The sequence below is a fragment of the Halomonas sp. DP8Y7-3 genome, from assembly GCF_019801675.1.
Classification (GTDB): domain Bacteria; phylum Pseudomonadota; class Gammaproteobacteria; order Pseudomonadales; family Halomonadaceae; genus Halomonas; species Halomonas litopenaei_A.
Map to the genome: position 1 here is coordinate 602,038 of NZ_JAHVIO010000004.1, position 21,253 is coordinate 623,290.

At 61.6% G+C, this 21,253-nt stretch carries 21 protein-coding genes; 5 read left to right on the plus strand and 16 right to left on the minus strand.

What is annotated here, in order from left to right:
* The first annotated feature begins 61 nt into the window (after positions 1–61).
* On the plus strand, positions 62–988 hold the full coding sequence (locus tag KUV86_RS07945; protein ID WP_206942253.1) for a LysR substrate-binding domain-containing protein: 927 nt from the start codon (positions 62–64) through the stop codon (positions 986–988).
* Positions 989–1,721: 733 nt separating this feature from the next.
* Here the strand turns inward: KUV86_RS07945 and KUV86_RS07950 are convergent.
* Positions 1,722–2,633, minus strand: coding sequence for an AEC family transporter (locus KUV86_RS07950; protein WP_206942255.1), 912 nt, complete (start codon positions 2,631–2,633; stop codon positions 1,722–1,724).
* Positions 2,634–2,789: 156 nt separating this feature from the next.
* Between KUV86_RS07950 and KUV86_RS07955 the strand changes: the two genes are divergently transcribed.
* Positions 2,790–3,317, plus strand: a complete 528-nt coding sequence (locus KUV86_RS07955) for a hypothetical protein (protein ID WP_222484332.1) — start codon at positions 2,790–2,792, stop codon at positions 3,315–3,317.
* On the plus strand, positions 3,314–3,919 hold the full coding sequence (locus tag KUV86_RS07960) for an SCO family protein (protein WP_222484334.1): 606 nt from the start codon (positions 3,314–3,316) through the stop codon (positions 3,917–3,919). The genes KUV86_RS07955 and KUV86_RS07960 overlap by 4 nt, the downstream gene beginning before the upstream one ends.
* A 208-nt stretch (positions 3,920–4,127) precedes the next feature.
* Here KUV86_RS07960 and KUV86_RS07965 read toward each other — a convergent pair whose 3' ends face one another.
* The 7 genes from KUV86_RS07965 to KUV86_RS07995 all read right to left on the minus strand — a co-directional run bounded on the left by KUV86_RS07965 (position 4,128) and on the right by KUV86_RS07995 (position 10,396).
* Positions 4,128–5,201, minus strand: a complete 1,074-nt coding sequence (locus KUV86_RS07965; protein ID WP_261397587.1) for an alpha/beta hydrolase — start codon at positions 5,199–5,201, stop codon at positions 4,128–4,130.
* 64 nt (positions 5,202–5,265) lie between these two features.
* Positions 5,266–5,982 (minus strand): FKBP-type peptidyl-prolyl cis-trans isomerase, encoded by a 717-nt coding sequence (locus KUV86_RS07970; RefSeq protein WP_222484336.1) that lies wholly within the window; start codon positions 5,980–5,982, stop codon positions 5,266–5,268.
* 165 nt (positions 5,983–6,147) lie between these two features.
* Entirely contained in the window at positions 6,148–6,591 is a 444-nt protein-coding gene (locus KUV86_RS07975; protein WP_206942262.1) for a universal stress protein, read from the minus strand.
* A 26-nt stretch (positions 6,592–6,617) separates the two neighbouring features.
* A complete protein-coding gene (locus KUV86_RS07980) occupies positions 6,618–7,901 on the minus strand; it encodes a TRAP transporter large permease (protein WP_206942263.1) in 1,284 nt (427 codons plus the stop codon).
* A gap of 34 nt (positions 7,902–7,935) precedes the next feature.
* Positions 7,936–8,514 (minus strand): TRAP transporter small permease, encoded by a 579-nt coding sequence (locus KUV86_RS07985; protein WP_222484338.1) that lies wholly within the window; start codon positions 8,512–8,514, stop codon positions 7,936–7,938.
* Positions 8,515–8,712: 198 nt separating this feature from the next.
* Complete coding sequence (dctP, locus tag KUV86_RS07990; protein ID WP_206942265.1) at positions 8,713–9,735, minus strand: TRAP transporter substrate-binding protein DctP; 1,023 nt, start codon at positions 9,733–9,735, stop codon at positions 8,713–8,715.
* Positions 9,736–9,868: 133 nt separating this feature from the next.
* Positions 9,869–10,396, minus strand: a complete 528-nt coding sequence (locus KUV86_RS07995) for a TIGR02444 family protein (protein WP_222484341.1) — start codon at positions 10,394–10,396, stop codon at positions 9,869–9,871.
* Between the two features lie 75 nt (positions 10,397–10,471).
* On the opposite strand from KUV86_RS07995, the gene KUV86_RS08000 reads away from it, so the two are divergent.
* Positions 10,472–12,424 (plus strand): ABC-F family ATP-binding cassette domain-containing protein, encoded by a 1,953-nt coding sequence (locus tag KUV86_RS08000; RefSeq protein ID WP_222484494.1) that lies wholly within the window; start codon positions 10,472–10,474, stop codon positions 12,422–12,424.
* Here the strand turns inward: KUV86_RS08000 and KUV86_RS08005 are convergent.
* From KUV86_RS08005 to thiD, 5 genes are all read right to left on the minus strand, one after another.
* A complete protein-coding gene (locus KUV86_RS08005; protein ID WP_222484343.1) occupies positions 12,407–13,822 on the minus strand; it encodes a uracil-xanthine permease family protein in 1,416 nt (471 codons plus the stop codon). The two genes, KUV86_RS08000 and KUV86_RS08005, sit on opposite strands and share 18 nt — an antisense overlap.
* Before the next feature lie 114 nt (positions 13,823–13,936).
* Positions 13,937–14,374: a D-aminoacyl-tRNA deacylase gene (gene dtd, locus KUV86_RS08010; RefSeq protein WP_222237980.1), complete on the minus strand. Its 438-nt coding sequence runs from the start codon at positions 14,372–14,374 to the stop codon at positions 13,937–13,939.
* 70 nt (positions 14,375–14,444) lie between these two features.
* Positions 14,445–15,065: a chalcone isomerase family protein gene (locus KUV86_RS08015; RefSeq protein WP_222484345.1), complete on the minus strand. Its 621-nt coding sequence runs from the start codon at positions 15,063–15,065 to the stop codon at positions 14,445–14,447.
* A 97-nt stretch (positions 15,066–15,162) separates the two neighbouring features.
* Positions 15,163–16,008: a universal stress protein gene (locus KUV86_RS08020; RefSeq protein ID WP_206942271.1), complete on the minus strand. Its 846-nt coding sequence runs from the start codon at positions 16,006–16,008 to the stop codon at positions 15,163–15,165.
* A 138-nt stretch (positions 16,009–16,146) separates the two neighbouring features.
* The gene (thiD, locus tag KUV86_RS08025; RefSeq protein WP_222484347.1) at positions 16,147–16,977 is read right to left on the minus strand and encodes a bifunctional hydroxymethylpyrimidine kinase/phosphomethylpyrimidine kinase; all 831 of its coding nucleotides are present in this window, start codon (positions 16,975–16,977) and stop codon (positions 16,147–16,149) included.
* A gap of 59 nt (positions 16,978–17,036) precedes the next feature.
* Between thiD and KUV86_RS08030 the strand changes: the two genes are divergently transcribed.
* Positions 17,037–17,465 (plus strand): YqaA family protein, encoded by a 429-nt coding sequence (locus tag KUV86_RS08030; RefSeq protein WP_206942282.1) that lies wholly within the window; start codon positions 17,037–17,039, stop codon positions 17,463–17,465.
* 170 nt (positions 17,466–17,635) lie between these two features.
* Here KUV86_RS08030 and KUV86_RS08035 read toward each other — a convergent pair whose 3' ends face one another.
* The 3 genes from KUV86_RS08035 to KUV86_RS08045 all read right to left on the minus strand — a co-directional run bounded on the left by KUV86_RS08035 (position 17,636) and on the right by KUV86_RS08045 (position 21,120).
* Positions 17,636–18,739 (minus strand): TRAP transporter substrate-binding protein, encoded by a 1,104-nt coding sequence (locus tag KUV86_RS08035; protein ID WP_206942283.1) that lies wholly within the window; start codon positions 18,737–18,739, stop codon positions 17,636–17,638.
* 416 nt (positions 18,740–19,155) lie between these two features.
* The gene (locus KUV86_RS08040; RefSeq protein ID WP_206942284.1) at positions 19,156–20,559 is read right to left on the minus strand and encodes a TRAP transporter large permease subunit; all 1,404 of its coding nucleotides are present in this window, start codon (positions 20,557–20,559) and stop codon (positions 19,156–19,158) included.
* Complete coding sequence (locus KUV86_RS08045) at positions 20,560–21,120, minus strand: TRAP transporter small permease subunit (RefSeq protein WP_206942285.1); 561 nt, start codon at positions 21,118–21,120, stop codon at positions 20,560–20,562.
* Positions 21,121–21,253: the final 133 nt, after the last annotated feature.

Genomic DNA, 21,253 nt, shown 5'->3' on the forward strand with positions numbered 1-21,253 from the left:
ACTTTCGAGTAGCGAAAGCTTTTGCACGCTGACTTCAATGTTGCTTAACCCTGGAGGAGGTATGGGAGAGGGCCCATCGTTGGATCTTGAAGCATTGCGCAGCTTTGTCACGGTGGCCCAGCAGGGCAGTCTGGCGGGTGCTGCGGCTCTGCGTCATCGCACTGTCAGTGCCTTGAGCATGCAGATCAAACGCCTGGAGGAACGCCTGGACGCGCGGCTGTTGATACGCGGCCCACGGGGCGTATCGCCGTCGCCGGCGGGTGAAGCCTTGCTCCAAGAAGCGCGTGAACTGCTGCGCCAGCACGATAGCCTGGTGGCCAGGCTGACAGGACAGGGATTGAGTGGTCGGGTGCGTTTCGGGATGCCTGAAGGCTATGCGCCGCATTTGGTGGAGCAGATCCTGCCTGATTTCCTGGCCAGCCATCCCAATGTCTTGCTGGAGGCGGTGACGGCGCCGAGTGGAGAGTTGGCGCGTCGCCTGGAACGCGGCGAGCTGTCGCTGGCCGTCGCGCTGGACCGACCCCACCAGCTGGGAGCGGGAGAGTCACTGTGGCAGACCGCCCCGGTGTGGGCTGCCTCGCGTGAATTTCGTCTCACGGATGACGCGCCGCTGCCGCTTGCTCTGCACCCTCTGGACTGCCCATTCCGCTCTCTCGGTGTAGAGGCCCTCGACAGCCAGGGGCGTGATTGGTACGCCGTCTTTACCAGTACCAGTATCCATGCCGTCGAGAAGGCCGTAGAAGTCGGCTTGGCCGTGAGCATTCTCGACCGCCAGCGGCTGACGCCCAGAATGCGAGTACTGGATGAGCGAGACGGGCTTCCTGAGCTGAGTCACTCACACGCGTGTCTGTACTTCAGCAGGCGGATTGCGGCGGCGTCATGGCCAGCCGTAGACGCCCTGGCGACCTTGCTGCGACAGCGCCTGTCGGGTGCCGGGCCCTGGCCTGCCCATGGTCGCGAGTCACGACAGATGAACGCGGGTAGCTGACGGAGAGCGTCTCGAGGGTAGGCGGAGCACAAAAGAAAACCGCTCCAGGGGGAGCGGTGAAAGGACCGTGACTAGCAATGAGGAGGAGAAACCAGATAGCGACTGGCAGAGTCTGTATCTGGTGTCAGTGGCTCATCAACACTGACAACATCAGCGTAAATCATTCTCATTTTCCCCGTCAAGCGTAACGAGAATTCTTTTTATTCATGCCTTCTGAGCGTCGTTGATCTCTGGCTGACTGTCGTTGGTCTGCGTTGGTCTGGAAAGGGGGAAACAAAAAGGGGAAATGAAAAAGCCGCTCCCAAGGGGGAGCGGCGAAGACCGTGACTAGCAATGAGGAGGAGAAACCAGATAGCGACGAACAACGCCTGGTATCTGGTGTCGGCGGCTCATCAACGCCGACAAGGTAAGCGTAAATCATTCTCATTGATCGCGTCAATACAAACAAGAATATTTTTTATTTAAGGCGGCGGCCAGCGCTGCTGATGCCATCGCGTTGGCCTGGCCGATCGCGGAATGGCCATAGGCCACAATAGAAAAAGCCGCTTCCAAGGGGAAGCGGCGAAAGGACCGTGACTAGCAATGAGGAGGAGAAACCAGATAGCGACTGGCAATGCCTGTATCTGGTGTCGGCGACTCATCAACGCCGACGAAGTAAGCGTAAGTCATTCTCATTCGCTTCGTCAACACAAACGAGAATCTTTTTTATATGGATGAGGCGCGCCAGTACGGCTCAGGTCAGCTGCATCCACAGTGGCAGCGTCAGCATCGCGGCCAGGGTCTGCGCCGTGATCAGCCCGGCCATCAACTCAGCATCCCCACCGAGTTGGCGCGCGAGAATATAGGCAGAGGTGGCAGTAGGCAGCGCCGCAAACAACAGCGCCACATTCAGGCTGACCGGATCGAGCCCGCAGACCCAGCCAAGTGCGAGGACCAGTGCTGGCATGAGGATGAGCTTGGCCAGACTCGATACCCACAGGCCCAGGTCCCGGCGAAGCAGTGCCTGGGGACGAAGTGCCACGCCGACAGCCACCAGACCAAGGGGAAGCGCAGCTCGACCCAGCAGTTCCAGCGTACCTGCCGACCAGCCAGGTAGCCCGATGCCAGACAGGTTGAGTCCAATGCCGATCAGGCACGCCAGAATCAGAGGGTTCTGGGCCAGTGCCCACAGCGAGCGCCAGAGCCCGGAACGTCCCAGGGTTCCGGCGGCAATAAAGGTCAGCACACACAGGACATTGACGGTCGGAATCATCAGCGCCAGCGCTACCGCCGCGACGGTCGCGCCCTGGCTGCCGTGCAAGGCGGCCGCGCCTGCCACTCCGACATAGGTGTTGAAGCGAACAGCCCCTTGAAAGACCGATGTAAAGGCGGCGGCGTCAAGGCCAAGGCGCGGCTTGCACCACCAGAGCAGCAAGGATAGGGCAAGCATGGTGCCGAGCAGGACCACGGCCAGCCGAACCACCGGAACCTGGCTGATATCTGCGCGTGCCAGAGTGGCGACCAGCATGGCAGGAAACAGCAGAAAGTAGATCAGCCGTTCCATGCGTGCCCAGAAGTCGCCACCGGGGAAACGTGCAAGCCCGAGCAGAGCACCCAGCAATATCAGCAGGAAGAGAGGGCCAAGGGCCGCGGTGATGGAAGCCATGTACGATCCTTGTTCGAATGACGCCCGAGGCGACGTGGTGATGCGTTGTTGACAGTCCAGCGCGTTGATAACTGCGACATTGTCGCGCAGGGGGCTTCGGGATTTTGCTGATAAGCTAAGGTGACACCCATTCTGCTCTGGAGGTCGTCCTCCAACATGGATTCGCGCCAGTCCTCATCCTCGCGTGGCGCACGTCGTCCACGACTGCGCATGCTGATCACCGTTACCGTGGTCACGCTGCTGGTTGCCCTATGGTACCTGTTGCGCTACGAACTTGGCGATCATCAGGAGACGGTCTGGTACCCCGCAGCCCCAGGGTGCGATCTGCACCAGGGGCCCTGTTCGGCCAGCCTCGGAGAGGGGGAAAGCGTCTCTCTTGCCATCGCGCCTGACAGCAGTATTCAGCCTCTCGTCGCGCTGCCTCTGGCGGTTCGCATCGACGGTGTAGCTGCTGACAATGTGAGGGTGTCATTCGAAGGGGTCGATATGGACATGGGCGAGCACCGTTTTACGCTGTCCGCCGAGCCACCAGACGAGAACGGCGTCAGTCGGTTCACCGGTGAGGGGCAGCTGGGCATCTGCACGCGCGAGACCATGGTCTGGCGTGCCCGGGTCAGCTTCGATACGCCACGAGGACGCGTGGGCAGTTTTTTCGACCTGGAAGTCGAGCGTAGCCTGCCATGACCTCCCGAATTTCTGCGCGGCGTCGCTGGGCCCTTGGGCTGGCGGGGGGGCTGGTGGTGGCGGCAGCCTTGCTCTGGAGCTTCAGACCCTGGCAGGTTACGCCGTCGTCGGGGCCTGTCGGCGGCAACATCGAACTTCCTGCCACCACCGGCACGTTTTCGCTGTCAGCATTGCAGGATGACCAGGTCGCCGTGCTGTTCTTTGGCTACAGCTGGTGCCCTGATGTCTGCCCCATCAGCCTCGCCGTCGTGCGTCAGGCGCGCCTATCGCTTCCCCCTCAGCTACGCCGTCGAGTGGTGCCGGTCATGATCTCGGTAGACCCCGAACGCGATACGCTGGAGCGACTGGAGGAGTATCTCGCCGCCTTCGGTGACGACATGGTCGGAGCCACAGGGAGTGCCGCCGAACTAGCGGACATTGGCGAGCGCTATGGCGTTGTCTGGCGCAAGGTCGAGACACCAGACTCGCAGATGGAATACGCCGTGGATCACACCGCCTCCCTGTATCTGGTCAAGCCAGACGGTACGATCCTTGAGCGTGTCCTGCATTCACCGACTCCAGGCCCGCTAAAGGCAGCCCTTGATCGAGCGCTGGCCGAATAAGCCAGCAGCCTTTGGGGTGATGCGCGCTGAGCGGATGACGTGCATCAAGGGCGTTGTTGCAGTCGATCGATCATGCTCATCAGCGCGCTGACCTGTCGGCCATCGCGGCTGTCATGCAGCGGGTCCTGTTGCCAGGTGCTTTCGCTGAAGCGCATACCGAATAAGCCAGCAGCCTTTGGGGTGATGCGCGTTGAGCGGATGACGTGCATCAAGGGCGTTGCTGCAGTCGATCGATCATGCTCATCAGCGCGCTGACCTGTCGGCCATCGCGGCTGTCATGCAGCGGATCCTGTTGCCAGGTGCTCTCGCTGAAACCCCACCAATCCCAGCACCCTTTCGGGTTGGCCAAGCTTGCTTCCGCCTGGGGATACAGCACGACCAGGCCGAGGCGCTCGGCATAGCGATTCAAACCGCTAGCCTTGGCGAAGGCGGGCGGCTGGATCGCCTCGTCGTCGGTGTCGTCCACCGCCATCTCACAGCCGTGGAAGGCGACCACGAGCTTGCACGTGTTCTGCTGCTGTTCACAGGCCTCGGGCAGGTACAGAAAACCGGTATCCGCCAGGCCCTTGGCGTCGAACTCGCGCTGATCGAAGGCGATAAGTCGCGCGTCGCTCGCAAACCCCGCAAACTCGGCTGGCTCGGCTGGCTCGGCTGGCTCGGCTGGCTCGGCTGGCTCGGCTGACTCAGGTGGCTCGGCTGACTCAGCTGGCTGGAGCGCGCCAAGCCACCAGGTGAGGAAGTCTCCGGCCAGATCGGTATGGCAGTCCAGCAGGTAAGGGGGGCCTCCTTCGCTGCAGTCTGCCAGAGGGATGTCGCTCTCCACGGTGGTGGGCCACCCATGTCCGGCGTCGGGATGAAAGACGGCCTGAAGCTGGCGTTCGTCAGTCAGCCAGCCTTGCCACTGAGTAACGGCTGCGTGGCCTACCGCGGGGTCGATGGTGCCGTCCTTGTCGCCGTGCCACAGGTACACTCGCAGCTCGGCAAGATCGTCTGCGTCACCTACCCGCGATTGCTCACGATAGCCCTGCAGGCGCCGATCAATGGCTGCCAAGTCCGCTGTACCGTGCCGTTGCCCCATGCACTGACCGAGGGCTACCCCCAGTTCACCCAGGGCACATCCCCACGGTCCGCTGGCGACCAGGCCCAGCGCCTCGAAGCGTGAGGGCCAGGCCACTGCCAGCTGCTCCGCCATGTAACCCCCGGAAGACACGCCAATGGTGGCGGTATGCTCGGCTGATAGACCGAGCGCCGGGAGCGCTGGGGGCTGTGCCAGCGCAGGCATCGCCAAAAAAAACGCCAGCCCCCCGAGGAGGCTGGCGTTGGTCCGGCGAGCTGGGCGCACCGCCTCAGCCTTCATCACTGGGATTGATATCCAGCAGCTCGACCTTGAAGATCAAGGTCTCGTTCGGGCCAATCGGTCCCTGTCCACGGGCGCCGTAGCCAAGCTCCGGCGGAATGACGACTTCCCAGGTATCGCCCACGTTCATCATCTGCAGGGCTTCCTGCCAACCTTCAATGACCTGGCCGACCTGGAAGGAGACCGGCTCGCCACGCTCGTAGGAGCTGTCGAAGACAGTGCCGTCGATCAGCTTGCCTTCGTAGTTGACCTGGACAGTGTCACCCGCTTCAGGTGACTCACCGTCGCCTTCTTCCAGTTCCTTGTACTGAAGGCCGGAATCGGTGGTGGTCACGCCGTCTTTCTCGGCGTTGTCAGCCATGTAGGCCGCGCCTTCTTCCTGGTTGGCGTCTGCCTGTTCAGCCATTTCTTCGGCGCGTTTCTGCTGCTCCTCCGCGCGCTTGGCCATGGCGTCCTCCTGGAACTTGGTCAACGCCGCCGCAATTTCCTCGTCGGTCATGTCCAGGTCACCGCCGGCGAACACATCGTTGATGGCGTCACTGAAGGCGTCGGTATCGAGGTCTTCCACGTCCTGCTTGATGCTCTGGCCCAAGGTCACACCCAGGCTGTAGCTGAGTTTCTCCTGGTTGCTTTCCGGTGCAGAGAAGGCCAGCGGAGCGGCACCCAGCAGGGCGATCAGCGAAGCGGAAGTCAGCAGTGTCTTCATGGAAATCCTTGTCTGGCGGCGTCGGCCGCAGTGTGAATGTCGTTGGTGTGACTGTATCAGGCGGCAAAGGGTTCCGCATCCGTCGCAGTCTACTCCATACGAACAAGACCCGGATCAGGGATCCGGGTCTTGTTTGTCGTGCTTGGCTTGCCGTCTGATGACCGACTAGACGACCAGGGTAGGACACTGGGCGGAGCCGGAAACGCGCTGTGCGACGCTACCGAGGATCAGGCTGGCATCGCCGTTGGTGCCCTGGGCCCCAATGACGATCAGATCGCAGTCTCGCTTGCGCGCAAAGCGCACGATGGTGCGTGAGGGGCGGCCACCCTTGACGAAGGCACGCACCTTTTCCAGCGGAACCCCCAGTTCTACCGCATGGTTCTTGGCGTGAACGGCGATTTCGGACGCATATTCCTTGAGCGCGTCGTCTGGCAGGTCCAGCTTGTCGGGACGGACCATCGACAGCGAGGCCTCGAGCAGGCTGTGATGCTTGAAAACGCACAGAATATAAAGCTCAGCGCCGGTCAGGTACTGCAGACCCACGCCCTTTTCCAGTGCTTTCATGGCGCCTTTGGAGCCATCTACCGCCACCAGGATACGATTGAACATCGGTTTCTCCTTGAGCCGTAGCTGTGCTATCGGAAGGCAATATCACGCAGGAACAGCGCAATCTGCGGGAACATGATCAACAGCGCTGCTGCCAGGATCAGCAGGAACACGAACGGTGGCGTGCCTTTGATCACGTCCAGATAGGGGCGCTTGAAGATCGCGATGGCGGTAAATATGTCGCAGCCAAACGGTGGCGTGGCCGACCCTATGGCCACCTGCAAGGTGATCAGGATGCCGACCAGCACGGGATCCAGGCCGGTCGCCTCGATGGCTGGCGCAAAAATGGGCGTGAGCACCAGGATCACCACGATCGGATCCACAAACATGCAGGCCACAAAGAAGGCCACGCAGATCGCAATCAGCACGCCGGTGGGCCCCGCCTCATTGATACCCGCTGCCTCCAGCAAGGCCTGGGGGATCTGGGCGAAGGAGATGATCCATGAGAAACCATTGCCTACGGCCACCAGAATGAACACCACGGCGGTGATCAGCCCCGTGGATTTGGCGATCGCATAGATATCGCCCATCTTCAGCGAACGGAACACCACGAACTCGAGCAACACGGCGTACAGCACACAGGCAGCCGCCGCTTCGGTGGGGCTGAAAATGCCGCCGTAGATGCCGCCGACAATGATGACCGGGAAGCCCAGGGGCCATAGCGCCTGTCTGACGGACGCCAGTCTCTCGCCCCATGACGCCTTGGGTTCTGTCGGTACATCGCGAATCACCGCGTAGGCCACGCAGTAGAGAGAGAACATCAGTAGAATCAGCAGACCAGGACCAATGCCTGCGATGAACAGTTCGCCGATGGATGTTCCGGAAATGACGCCATAGATGATCATGCCGATGCTCGGCGGGATCAGGAAAGCAATGTCACTGGCGTTGATGATCAGGGCCAGGGTGAAGGAGTCCGAATATCCCGCCTTGAGCATGCGTGGACGCAGCGGTGAGCCGACGGCCACCACGGTCGCCTGGGTAGAGCCCGATACTGCACCGAATAGCGTGCAGGAGGCGGCGGTGGACACCGCCAGTCCACCTTTCACATGGCCGATAAAGGCCATGACCATATTGATCAGTCGCTCCGCCGACTGACCGCGGGTCATGATATCGGCGGCAAGGATGAACATCGGCACCGCGATCAGTGAGGCTGGTCTGATGCCGGCCATCATCTGCTGAATCAGTGTATCCATCTGATCCAGCCCGTTGAACATCATGAAGAAGCCGATCACCGCGGCGGTAATCAGCGGAATCATCATGGGAAAGCCCAGCAATAGCAGGGCAATCATGGTTGTGACCATTATCGTTGTCATTGGGCCATTTCTCCTGCGGCTACCGTCACATCACTCATACTTCGGTCTCCGTGTCCTTGTAGCCATCCACTACGCCTGTCGACAGGTAGACGTCGTGGGACGTCAGATTCTTGATGGCCGTCAGCAGGTACTGGATGCCTGTGATCAAGAAGCCCAGCGGGACCCACAGGTAGATCCAGAAAATCGGAATTCCCAGCGCGGGGAGGATGCGCCCCTTGTCGTAGAGGTCGAGGATGTAGATCACTGAGTAGTAGAGCAAAAAGAACATCACCAGTGACGTGAACAGGGCAATGACCACCATCAGGACGCGGCGCCCACCTACCGGCAGGGCATCGTAGATGGCAGACATGCGGATGTGTCGGCCATGGCGCGCGGCGTAGCCGATGCCGGCAAAGGTGATCATGATGATCAGGATTCGGTTGAGCTCACCGCTGAAGAAGATGCTCTCGCCAAATACAAAACGCCCGATCACGTTGATGATGGTGTTAGCTGCCATCAGCAGCACGCCGACGGCCAGAATGGCGGCCTCCAGCTTGCTGATCGCGTTGTCGATGGTGCCCAGAAAACCAGGCAGCCCCGAGTGATAATGCTTTTCGGATTCTTCGTCGGTCATGTGGCAATCCTTGGTCGGGGGGTACCGGGTGAGAGACACGGGTCTTCACTGTAGCCCTGCCAGCAGCGTAGTGGCCGCGAGGCGCTGATGCCGATAGCGCCTCCAACGCTATGTGTACGCAGACCGGCAGTCGTGCAAACAAAAGGGGGCAGCCAGACTGCGGCTGCCCCCTTGGGAGCGGTCTCGTGGTGACGAGGTTTAACCCTCGCTGCCCTGCACCGCTTCGAGGTCGGCCTTGAACTGGTCAAGCAGCGTCTGACCGCCTTCGCCGGTCATCTCGATGAACTTCTCCTCAACCTGAGGAGCGCGATCACGGAAGGCCTGGATCTGTTCTTCGTCCAGACGCGTCACGGTGACCTCGTCGGAGGCGTCCTGGATCTTGGCCAGCGACTCCTCGGCAAGCCCCTTGATGTGCTCGATGGTGGTGTCGTAGGCAGCATCGGTCGCATCCTGGACCAGCTGCTTGTCTTCGTCTGACAGGCCCTCGTAGAAGTCCTGGTTGGCCATCATGGCGGTGGTGAACCAGCCGTGTCCGGTGAAGGTCAGGTTGGGAGACACCTCATACAGACCGCCAGACTCGATCCAGAAGATCGGGTTTTCCTGGCCGTCGATGATGCCGGTCTGCAGACCGCCATACACCTCGCCCCAGGGCAGCGGGGTCGGCGTGGCGCCAAAGGCGTCGTAGGTCTCCGCCAGCAAGGGGTTGGTCATGGTCCGGATCTTCTTGTTATCGAAGTCTTCCGGTGAAGTGATCGGCTCGTCGGCGGTGACCACCATTTCCCCTTCCGGGTACATCTGCAGAAGTTCTAGCCCATGCTCTGCGTAGAGCTCGGGGAACATCTCGTTGATCGCCTTGCTCTCGTCGAAAAACGTGAGAACGGTGCTTTCATCGGTGGGCAGCAGGTAGGGGATAAAGAAGATCTGGGCTTCTGGAATCAGGGCGCCGGTGAAGCCGGGGGACTGGTTGACGAACTGCAGGATACCGTTCTGGGTCTGCTCCATAATGTCGTCAGATTCGCCCAGCTCGCCAAAGCGATAGACCTGGACGGAATGGTCGGAATTGTCTTCAACGTACTGCTTGAACGCCTGAGCAAAGACGTCCTGGACATCGCCCTCGTACTCCTCGTGGGCGTAGCGCCAGTTGTCAGCCATGGCAGTGGAGGAAAGACCCAGCATCAGTGCGCCGATACTGGCGGTGGTCAACAATTGTGTTGCCTTCATTCTTGTGGTTCCTCTGCAGGTGTTGGAGCTAGGGGCAGGTTGAGCGCGCACTGAACAACGCGCTACACCGCTTTGGCTTCAGCGGGTTAGATTCTGCAAAAAATGCAGTAATTCTCATGCAGTTAAGTTCAGGCTAGCGCGCTGAAGGAAGAGGGTCAAGCTGGCTTTCCATGCTTCTCAGGGCCGTAAATTGCGTTTTTTTCTGTCGTTCGCTGCAAGAAAGAAGAACTTTTTCAAGGCGTGGTCTTGGCTCTGGCAAGGGGGTAAAAGCAAGCCCCTCAAGGCTAATTTTCATGAGCATCTCGAGGCATTGACGCTCCGCTTCGAGTTCTGCGCGCTGGATGCTTGAGCGCACACTCGCGATGCTCGGTTCGTGCTGGGCGGCACGCTTGAGTTGGCGACGAAGCTGGCGCAATGGAACCGTCACCGTTTGCTGCCACTCGCTGACGTCCGCTGGAACCGGGCCTGTCGTGGCACCATGGCGAAACAGCCAGCAGCGCCAGATCAGCTCACACACATCCCAGCCGTGCTCGTCCTGCAGGATCAGGCACGACGGCTCTACCCCCGGCCTGGCATAGAGAGCCAGGGCAAACTCCCATAGCGGGTCTGAGGCTAGACGGGGACGCAGCTGCGCGGCGAATTCGGTAGAATCGGTGGGCAAGATGACATCCTTCCTTATTTTCAGTCAGATGCTCGCGGGTAACAGGCCCGACGGGCCTAGTTCGATGGAGCCATGATGATTGCACTGCGCCAAGTCACCCTGCAACGTGGCGCCGAGCCACTGTTCGAAGGTGCCGACCTGACCCTGCATGCGGGGCACAAGGCCGGTATTGTGGGGCCCAATGGCGCCGGCAAGTCGAGCCTGTTCGGGCTGATCCTGGGCGAGATCGGCGCCGACAAGGGCGCGATTGAAATGAGCGGCGGTCAGCGCATCGCCCATATGGCCCAGGAGGTCGAGGCGCTGACCCGGCCCATCGTGGAATACGTGCTGGATGGCGATGCCGAGCTGCGCCGCACCGAAGCGGCTCTGGCCTCCGCCCAGACGGAGGGTGACCATCATCGCGAGGCGGAGCTGCATGGGGCCATCGAGGCGCTGGATGGCTACAGCGCGCCGGCCCGTGCCGCCCAATTGCTGGTGGGCCTTGGCTTCGCTCAGCAGGACCTGGACAAGCCGCTGTCGGCATTCTCCGGCGGCTGGAGAATGCGCGCCAACCTGGCGCGCACCCTGTTCATGCCCTCTGACGTGCTGCTGCTGGATGAGCCTACCAACCACCTGGACCTGGATGCCCTGCTGTGGCTGGAGCAGTGGCTGACGCGTTACCCGGGGACTCTGCTGCTGATTTCTCACGATCGCGACTTTCTCGATGCCGTCTGTGACCACATCGTTCACTTCGATCGTCGCCAGCTGGTGCTGTATCGGGGCAATTACACGACCTTCGAGCGCACCCGCGCCGAAAAGCTGGCGCTGCAGCAGGCCCAGGCCGAGAAACAGCAGGCCAGGCGGGAGGAAATCGAAAAGTTCGTTGCTCGCTTTCGCTACAAGGCGACCAAGGCACGGCAGGCGCAAAGCCGCTTGAAGATGCTCGAGCGCATGGGCGATATCGCCCTTGCTCACGTCGATTCTCCGTTTCATTTCACCCTGCCGGCGGCAGACAAGACCTCCCACCCACTGCTGGTGATCGACGATGCCGCGTTAGGCTATCAGCAGGCGGACGGCGGTCAGCGCGTTCAGCTGTCCAACGTCAAGCTGACGCTGTTGCCGGGCCAGCGTATTGGTCTGCTTGGGCCCAATGGCGCAGGCAAGTCCACCCTGATCAAGTCGTTGACCGGCGACCTGCCCCTGCTGGAGGGGCGGCGTGTGCCCGGCGAACACCTCGCCGTAGGCTACTTTGCCCAGCACCAGCTGGAAGGCCTCGATCTGCAGGCGTCGCCGTTCACGCACGTCCAGCGTCTGTCGCCCAAGGCCGCTGACAGCGACATCCGTCAGTTCCTGGGAGGCTTCGGGTTTCCAGGCGACGATGTCTTTGCCAAGGTCGATACCTTCTCCGGGGGCGAGAAAGCGCGCCTGGCCCTGGCCTTGATCGCCTGGCAGAAGCCCAATCTGCTGCTGTTGGACGAGCCCACCAACCACCTTGATCTCGAGATGCGCGAAGCGCTGACGGAAGCGCTGGCGTCCTTTGATGGCACGGTTATCGTGGTGTCCCACGACCGCCATCTGCTCAAGGCCACGGTGGACGAGTTCTGGAAGGTGGCGGACCATCGGGTAGAGCCCTTCGACGGTGACCTCGAGGACTATCGCGTCTGGTTGAAGACGCGCCTGGAGACGGCCCGGCGCATCGCCCGGGAAGAGAAGGCCGACAAGGCGGACGCCGCGCAGGCAGCACCCAAGGAAGACCGCAAGGCCTCTCGCCGAGCCGCCGCCGAGCTGAGAGAGAAGCTAAGGCCCCTGAAGCGCGAGCGTGATCGTGCGGAAAAGGCCATGGAGGGTGTGCAGGCTGAGCTCGCCGAGGTCGAGGAACGGCTGGGGGACGCGTCGCTGTACACCGATACCGCTCGCAAGCAGGAGTTGACCGAATGCCTGGGCCGCCAGGGCGAGCTCAAGGCCCGCCTCGACGACCTTGAGGCCGAGTGGCTGGCCGCCGAAGAGGCACTCGAGGAGATGCAGGACGCGCTAGCGAGCGGAGACTGAGGGGACCTCCTCGGTGTGTCCGGGCGAGGCCGCATCCTGTGCATCCATTCGCGCCGCCATGCGCTGCCGTTCTGCCTGCTCGTCTGCCAGGCTGGTCTGCGGCAGCACCAGGTTGAGGGTGACGGCGCTGAGGGCCGCCACCACAATCGGTGAGCTGCCCAGAGCGAGCTGCAAGGTACTCGGCAGGGCCTGCATCGCTTCAGGCGCGGCGGCCAGGCCGAGCCCCAGTGCCAGGGACAGGCTGGCGATGGTCATGTTGCGGCCTGACAACTCATCCCGCGTCAGCAGTTGGATGCCTGTCATGGTGATCATCCCGAATACCGTGATGGTAGCGCCCCCCAGCACGGGATAGGGAATGGTGGTCATCAGCGCCCCGAACTTGGGAATCAGCCCCGCCGCCAGCATGAATACCGCTGCCAGTGCCAGTACGGAACGGCTGACGACCTTGGTCATGGCCACAATGCCGACGTTTTGGCTGAAGGACGCTGTCGGCAGAGCGGCGAACAGCGCGCCAACCAGGGTACAGATCCCGTTGCCAAGCAGTCCTCCCGAGAGTTCCCGATGACCCAGCTCACGGTTCATGCCACCGATGGTGGTTGCCGACAGGTCGCCAATGGTCTGGACCGAGTTGACCACGCAGATGATCACCATGGACAGGATGGCGGCAGGGGCGAAGTCGAGCGATACCGGTAGCAGGCGTGGGGCGCTGAACCAGGCGGCCTGCGTCACGGCAGTGAAATCGACCATGCCAAGGGCCAGTGCCAGAACGTAGCCGACCACGATGCCGCAGATGATCGCCGCCAGCTTGATAAAGCCTCGGCCGAATTGGGACACCCCCAATACGACGGCGAGCGTGACCAGGGCAACCAGCCATTGCTGTCCGCCTCCATAGTCGGGGCTGTTGCGTCCTCCGGCCATGTAGTGGATGGCGATGTCATACAAGGATAGGCCGATGACCAGCACCACCACGCCGGCGACCACCGGCGGGAAGAGATGCCGCAGCGGTCGAATGCCGATGCCCACCAGCAGCATGGCGATCCCGCCACACAGCTGGGCGCCGAGGATACCTTCCAGGCCAAACTGTGCGCCTACCGCCGTCAAGGTGGGGACATAGGCGAAGCCCACGCCAAAGATGGTCGGCAAGCGGGCGCCGAAGCGCCAGACACCAAACAGCTGGATTAACGTGGACACCGCTGACGCCATTAGGGAGACCTGAATCAGCATCAGTGTTTGGGCCACCGATGCACCCACGGTGCCTGCCACGATGATGGGCACGGTAATGGTGCCCATGATCATGGCGAGGATGTGCTGCAATGATAACGGCAGGGCACGGCTCATGGGGGGCCTGCCGTGGAAGTCGAAGACCGAGCGGCTGGCGACATGTCGCTGGTGTGTCATGGATACGATCATCCGTTGTTATTGTATACAGATGATTGTGGTAAATGTTTCCATGAACATCAAGCGACGTTTTCGACGACGGTCATGTCAGCGTATTGCGACGTGTCACGACCCCTAGCTTTCCAGCAGGAAGGTCACCGGACCGTCGTTGACCAGCGCTACCTGCATGTTGGCTCCGAACTGTCCACAGGCGACGGGGCTGTGGCGCTGGTTCGCCAGATCAAGCAGGTAGTGGAAGAGGCGTTCGCCTTCCGCAGGAGGGGCTGCGCTGGAAAAACTGGGTCTCAGGCCCTTGCGTGTGTCAGCCGCAAGGGTGAATTGCGACACCAGCAGGAGCCCGCCGCCGGCCTGCTGGAGGTTGAGATTCATCTTGTCATCGTCGTCGCCGAACACACGGTAGTGCAGCAGCTTGTGCAGTAGCCGTTCGGCCGCCGCCTCGTCGTCGCCTTTCTCGACGCCTACGAGGGCCAGGAGGCCGTGATCGATGGCGCCAATGGTGCGATCGTCGACATCGACGCTGGCGCGTCTGACGCGCTGAATCAGAGCTTTCATGATGCGAGTGCCTTGGCTGAAAAGGGCATCAGCCTAGCACGGAGAGGTAAGGGTAGGCAGAAGGCGCCGATCAGCGCCCGAGAAGCGCATCACGGAAGCCATCGTCCAACGGATCGCTGCCCAACCAGATGGCGAACATGGCGATGGCCAGTTCCAGGTTGGGGCTCTGGAACAGCGGCGTTCCATTGAGCGAGAGGGTGAGCTGCTCGCCGCTCCAGCGCAAGGCGTAGCGATCCCCAGGCTGAACGTCGCGATAGCTGTCTGTCAGGCGAGATAGCTCTGAGCGCACGCTGTCGAAATTCACCTCGTTGACCTGCTCGCGCACCGTGCGAGTGGTCGCCTCGGCGAAGTCCTCGGCGTCGATGGCATGGAAGTAATGCAGCACCAACTGTCTCGGGACATCGGATAGCGGCGCCGGTCGAGGAAAGCCTGCGGCCTGGTAGTAGGCGCCGGCGTAGGCGTCCCACACCATATAGGTGAACAGGCCATGACCGAGCATGTCGTAGCGCCGATCACCTTCAATCGTTCGCGCAAAGCTGGCGCCCTTGACCTGTACCTGCGGTGCGTTCGCGGTGGTGGATTGGGCTTCGGCTTTGGGGGGCAGCGCCATGGTCAGTGTCAGACACGTCATGAGGCTGATGGCGGCAATCAGTCGAGTGAGCGGATGTTGCTGGGGCTGGCGCGGGGGCATGAGACACGTCCTCTGGCACGATGTTGTACAGATCATGGCAAAGGATGCGTTGCTTGTACAGGTTTTGTATATCTTGCTGCGCCTTACCCGTCGGCGATTACCAGGCTCGACACAGCATGATGTCGCAGCGCGGCTCTGCCAGCAGGCGCTTGGTGATCTGGCTGCGACGTCCAGCCTGACTGCGGTTGCCCAGTGCCAGCAGGTCAGGAGGTTGGCGCCGGAGATGGGCGATCAGTACATCCAGTGGATCACCTTGCTCCAGTACCAGCTCCAGCTCAGGCACTCGTTCAAACTCTGCCATCAGCTGATCAATTTCATGTTCGAGCTGGTGTCGCAGGCGAATGACTTCCCGGTCGCGCCATTGGGCAAACTCCGCGTCGGAGCCCAGCTCGCGCTCGCCAGGCACGTCCCAGGCGTGCAGAAGCTCGAGGCGTGACTCCGGGAAATGACGCAGGGTTTCGCGTAGCGTGCGTCGGCAGGTCAGCGAGAAGTCGACCGGCACGAGGATGTCAGTCCATGGGGCAGAGGGCGGTTGGCTGACGGTCAGCACCGGACAGGGTGCGCTGAGCAACACTCTGGCCAGGGTGGTGCCACCGATCAGGTCAGGGTGACCCCGCTTGCGGTGAGTGCCGAGAATGATCATCTCGGCGCTGCGCTCGTGGGCCTCGCGTATGATTTCGGCGTAGGGAGCCCCGGTCACGGTCTGTACCAACAGCGGCGGCTCATTCAGCGCATAGTCTTCACGTAGATCCGTGGCGATGGCATGGATGTCATCGACGACGGCACCTTCCAGGTCACGCAGCACCCGCCGTGGCAGATAGGGGTCAAGGACGTGAAGTACGTCCAGGCGTGCGCCCATGTCGTTGGCCAGGCGAATGGCACGGCCAAAGGCGGAGCGGTTTTCGGCTGACAGGTCACAGGCAAACAGCAGGGAGCGAGTCATGGCTCTGCCCTCAGAACGCCAGTGGAGGAACCTTCAGCATGGGTGGGCATGCCGATTCGCGCAAGCGCTCCGAGGTACCACTGCTGTCAGCGCATGATGATCTGATCCCTAAGCCTGAACGACAACAGAAGGTAGCGGCTACCACCAGGCGTGGAAGTGGTGAACCGGGCCCCGCCCGTGCCCCACGGACAGCCGGCGACTGGCATCCAGTGCCTGGTGCAGCCAGCGCTTGGCATCGCCGATGGCGTCGATAATCTGGGCTTCCTGGGCGTCGTGCGGCAGGTGGGCCAGTTTGGCGGTGATGGCAGACGACAGCGCGCAGCCTGTGCCATGCAGGTTTTGAGTATCGATGCGTGGCGCTGGTAGCCACCGCTCCCCGGTGGGCGAGGCGAGCAGGTCAGGGCAGCTGTCACCGTCGAGGTGGCCTCCCTTGAGCAGGACATAGGGCGCCGATAGCGCGGTCAGTGCTGGCAGCATGGCTTCCATGTCATCTGCACTGGTGGGGATGGGCCGGTCAAGTAATACGGAAGCCTCGGGCAGGTTGGGCGTGATGACGTCAGCCAGCGGCACCAGAATGTCGCGTACGGCGCTAATCCCCGCCTCGTCGACCAGAATATCGCCACTCTTGGCGACCATGACCGGGTCCAGCACGATCCAGCGCGGACGCCGGGCCTCGAGCGCTTCGCGCAGCACCTCGGCGACGTCGCGGCTTGCCACCATACCGATCTTGACCGCGTCGACGCGGACATCATCGAGCAAGTGGTCGAGCTGAACGCGGATGCTGGCGGCCGTCACCGGGTGCACCTCGCGGACCCCACAGGTATTCTGCGCGATCACCGCGGTAATCACATTGGTGGCATAGGTGCCTAGCGCCGACAGCGTCTTGAGGTCACCTTGCAGACCTGCGCCACCGGACGGGTCAGAGCCGGCAATGGTCAGAGTGTGGGGAATGGCTGTGAGCTGGGACATGAACGGCACCGGAAAGTCAGCAGGACCCACAGGATACAAGAGACCAGGTCGAGGGAGCCATGTTCAGTCTGTTTGTGGTCGCGATGGCCAGTGCGACCTTGCTGCCGGGCGGCTCCGAGGTGTGGCTGACGGCACTGTGGTGCCGTGGCGAGTCGCCGTTGGCACTGTGGTGGGTGGCGACGCTGGGCAACACCTTGGGGAGTTTGATCAACGTGGGGCTGGGGCGCTATGCCACCCACTACGTGGATCGGCGGTGGTTTCCGGCATCACCGCAGGGACTGGCGCGGGCGCAGCGCTGGTATCGCAAGGGGGGAGAAGCCAGTCTGCTGCTGGCCTGGGTGCCGGTAATAGGAGATCCACTGACCGTGCTGGCGGGAATCGCGCGGCTACCTTGGTGGCGCGCGTTGGTGTGGATTCTGGTGAGCAAGGGGGGGCGCTATGCGCTGGTACTGTGGTTAGCGGACAGCTACTTCTCGTGTGGCGCCTGAGCCTGGACCAGGACCTACCACCAAGCCCTATAGCCGGGCACTTTAGCCAAGCCCTTTAGCCAAACCCAGGCTTGACGGAAGCCCCGGCCTAGCCGGGGATAGCAGAAGGGCTGCCGAATGGCAGCCCTTCTGCTGTCGATATCACCGCTGACGGCGATGGTCGACGCGGATTACTCCTGGCCGAGACTGGTGCCGCCGTCCGGGTTACGGGCGTTGTAGTAGGCCTGTTCGGAAATGGCGTGGTAATTCACGACCTTGTCCTGAAACTCGCGATAGGACTCGTAGATGCGGCCGGCGATATCGCTGGAGTCGGCGAGTTCCTGCACGACCTCGGCGGAAATCTCCTGAGCCTGAGCAAGGACATCATCAGGCAGCTTGCGCAGCTGAACGTCGTGCTCGTTGATCAGCGTTGCCAGGGCGTCGTTATTACGTGCGGTGTACTCGTCGAGTACGTCCTGGTTGACGTCGCGAACCGCGCTACGCAGGATCGCCTGCAAGTCGGCAGGCAGTTCTGCCAGAGCGTCATCGTTGATGATGGCTTCGAACATGACCGTGGGCTCATGCCAGCCCGGGTAGTAATAGTATTCGGCGGCCTGGTGAAGGCCAAAGGCCAGGTCGTTATAGGGGCCGATCCACTCGGTGGCGTCGATGGCGCCGGATTGCAGCGAGGTGAAGATTTCGCCGCCTGGCATGTTGACGATGGCCACGCCCATGCGGTTCATGACCTCGCCACCGAGGCCAGGCATACGCATCTTGAGACCGTCCAGGTCGGCGACCGAGTTGATCTCCTTGTTGTACCACCCGCCCATCTGCACCCCGGAGGCGCCGGCCGCCATGACTTCTACCCCGAAGTCGTCGTAGAGCTCGTTCCACAGCTCCAGGCCGCCGCCATAGTGCAGCCAGGCGTTCATTTCCTGAGCATTCATGCCAAACGGAACGGCAGCGAAGAACTGGGCAGCGGGTGCCTTGCCCTTCCAGTAGTACGACGCGGAATGGCCCATCTGCGCGGTGCCTTCCGCTACTGCGTCGAAGACCTCGAAGCCGGGAACCAGCTGGCCGGCGCCGAACACTTCAATGGTCAGTCGACCGTCCGACATTTCTTCCACCAGCTTGGCCAGGCGCTCCGGGCCTTGGCCAACGCCGGGAAAGTTCTTGGGCCAGGACGTTACCAGTTTCCACTCGAAGGTGTCCTGAGCCTGTGCCTGGGCACCGATCAGCATAAGGCCGGTGGCACTGGCGAGGGTAATGGCCTTGGCGATTGAGCTGCGTTGCATGTAAGTCCCCTTTTATATGGTGTTGGCGTTGTCGGGACCTGCCGGCCGGGGTAGGGCCAGCGGGTGAATGGCGCTGCCGGGATGTCGGCAGCGTCATGATGCTCGGTCATGCGTCTTGTTGATATAGCCCTTTGATAGGGCTCTTGGATATAGCCCTTGGATATAGCTCTTGGCTATAGCCCTTTGATATAGCGTGTAGGCAAGGGTCGCTATGGCGATGCAGCTACTATAGATGCCGCGCCGTGGTGCACGTGACTGGCGCCGTCCACGCATCGCCAACGCGGGCGCCATTGCGTGCGGTATGCGCACGCCCATGGCCATGATGATGCCCCATGTTCCTGTCTGAAAGCGCCGGAAAGAGCCGGGAGCCGCTTGTGACCGCGCTCTCCCGGCCTCCTTGAACAGCACATCCCGAGTTAGAACTGCTCCGGCAGCCAGGTGGCAAGGCCCGGGAAGAACGCCAGCGCCAGCAGCATTCCCAGCTGCAGTACGATGAACGGAATCACACCACGATAGATGGCAGACGTCGGAACGGATTCCGGAGCGACCCCGCGCAGGTAGAACAGCGCGAAACCAAACGGTGGCGTCAAGAACGAGGTCTGCAGGTTGATCGCGATCATGATACCGAGCCAGATCGGGTCGAGGCCCATGGCCAGCAGAATGGGGCCGACGATCGGCACAACCACAAAGGTGATCTCGATGAAGTCTAGAATGAAGCCGAGCAGGAAGATGACCAGCATCACGATGATGGTGGCACCGACGACGCCGCCAGGCATGTTCTCGAACAGGTGAGTCACCAGTTCCTCACCCCCGTAGGCACGAAATACCAGCGAGAACAGGGCCGCCCCAATCAGAATGAGGAAGACCATGGTGGTGACATGGGTGGTGGAGCGCAGCACTTCCTTGAGGGTGGCCATGTCGAGGCGACGATAGGCCAGGGCCAGCACGAAAGCACCAAAGGCACCAACGGCGGACGCTTCTGTGGGGGTTGCCAGGCCGGTCAGGATAGAACCCAGTACCGCGACAATCAGCACGATGGGTGGTACGAGCCCCTTGAGCAACAGTAGACCCAGGCCCGAGGTATGGCCCATTTCCGCCATCAGCTCCTGGCGATCAGCCGCGGGTGCTGCGCTGGGCTTGAACATCGCCACCAGGCTCACGTAAACGATGTAGACCAGCACCAGAATCAGGCCTGGCACCAGCGCACCCATGAACAGATCGCCGACGGACACTGTCTTGGGACTGAAGATGCCCATGGACAGCTGGGCCTGCTGATAGGCGCTGGAGAGCACGTCACCGAGCAGGACCAGGGCGATGGACGGGGGAATGATCTGTCCTAGCGTGCCGGTAGCGCAGATAGTGCCGGTGGCCAGGGACTGGCTGTAGCCACGCTTCAGCATGGTGGGAAGCGACATCAACCCCATGGTGACGACGGTGGCACCGACGATCCCGGTGGAGGCCGCCAGCATCATGCCGACGATGGTCACCGAGATGCCCAGTCCCCCGCGCAGCGAGCCGAACAGCAGTGCCATGGCGTCAAGCAGGGTCTCGGCGACCCGGGACTTTTCCAGCAGCACGCCCATCAAGACAAACAGCGGCACCGCCAACAGCGTCGTGTTGGTCATGATGCCGTAGAGTCGATTGGGGAAGGCGTTGAGATAGCTGCCATCAAAATTGGCGTCGATACCGATGGACTCGAGGCCGAAGCCAAGACCGGCGAAGGCCAGCGCGGTGCCGGCCAGCGACAGCGCGACCGGATAGCCGAACATCAGGACCGTACAGATGACCGCGAACAGCACCAGTGGCATGAACTCCAGCATTTACAGGTGCTCCTCGTTGGCATCGTGGGGGGCTTCGTCCGGGGTCAGGCGCCCGCTAAGGATGAGAGAATTGCGGCAGATTTCAACGATCCCCTGCAGGATCATCAGTAGCGCAAAGGCCGGTATCAGGGTCTTCAGCAGGAACACGCCGGGGATGCCGCCGGCATCGGGGGAACCCTCGAAAATGGCCCAGGATTTGCCGACGTAGCCAAGGCTGGTGGCGATGACGAACACCATCACCGGAAGTAACAGGAACAGCGTGCCCAGCAGATCGACCAGGGCTTTTTTACGTGCCGACATGGCCCGGTAAAAGATATCGACGCGCACATGTCCGCCATGCCGCAGGGTGTAGGCCGCCGCCAGCATGAAGACGGTGGCATGCATGTACATCACCGATTCCTGCATGGGAATGCTGTTGACGCTGAAGGCATAGCGCAGAATGACGATCAGGAACTGAATGATCATCATCGCCAGAATGAGCCAGGAGAGGCCTCTACCCAGGCGTTCGATCAAGGCGTCGAGGGCCGCCAGTGGCCCCGGCAAGCCGGAGGTTGTGGACATGTGAGCTCGCAAGATAGTGTCAGGGCGATCTTGTTTCAGGCAGCGCATCCACGCGCGGGGAAGCGCGGAGCGGCCTGGCGTCTTGGATAGTGTTGCACGCGGGACCCGTTGCACAGGGTGGCGCGCATCAACG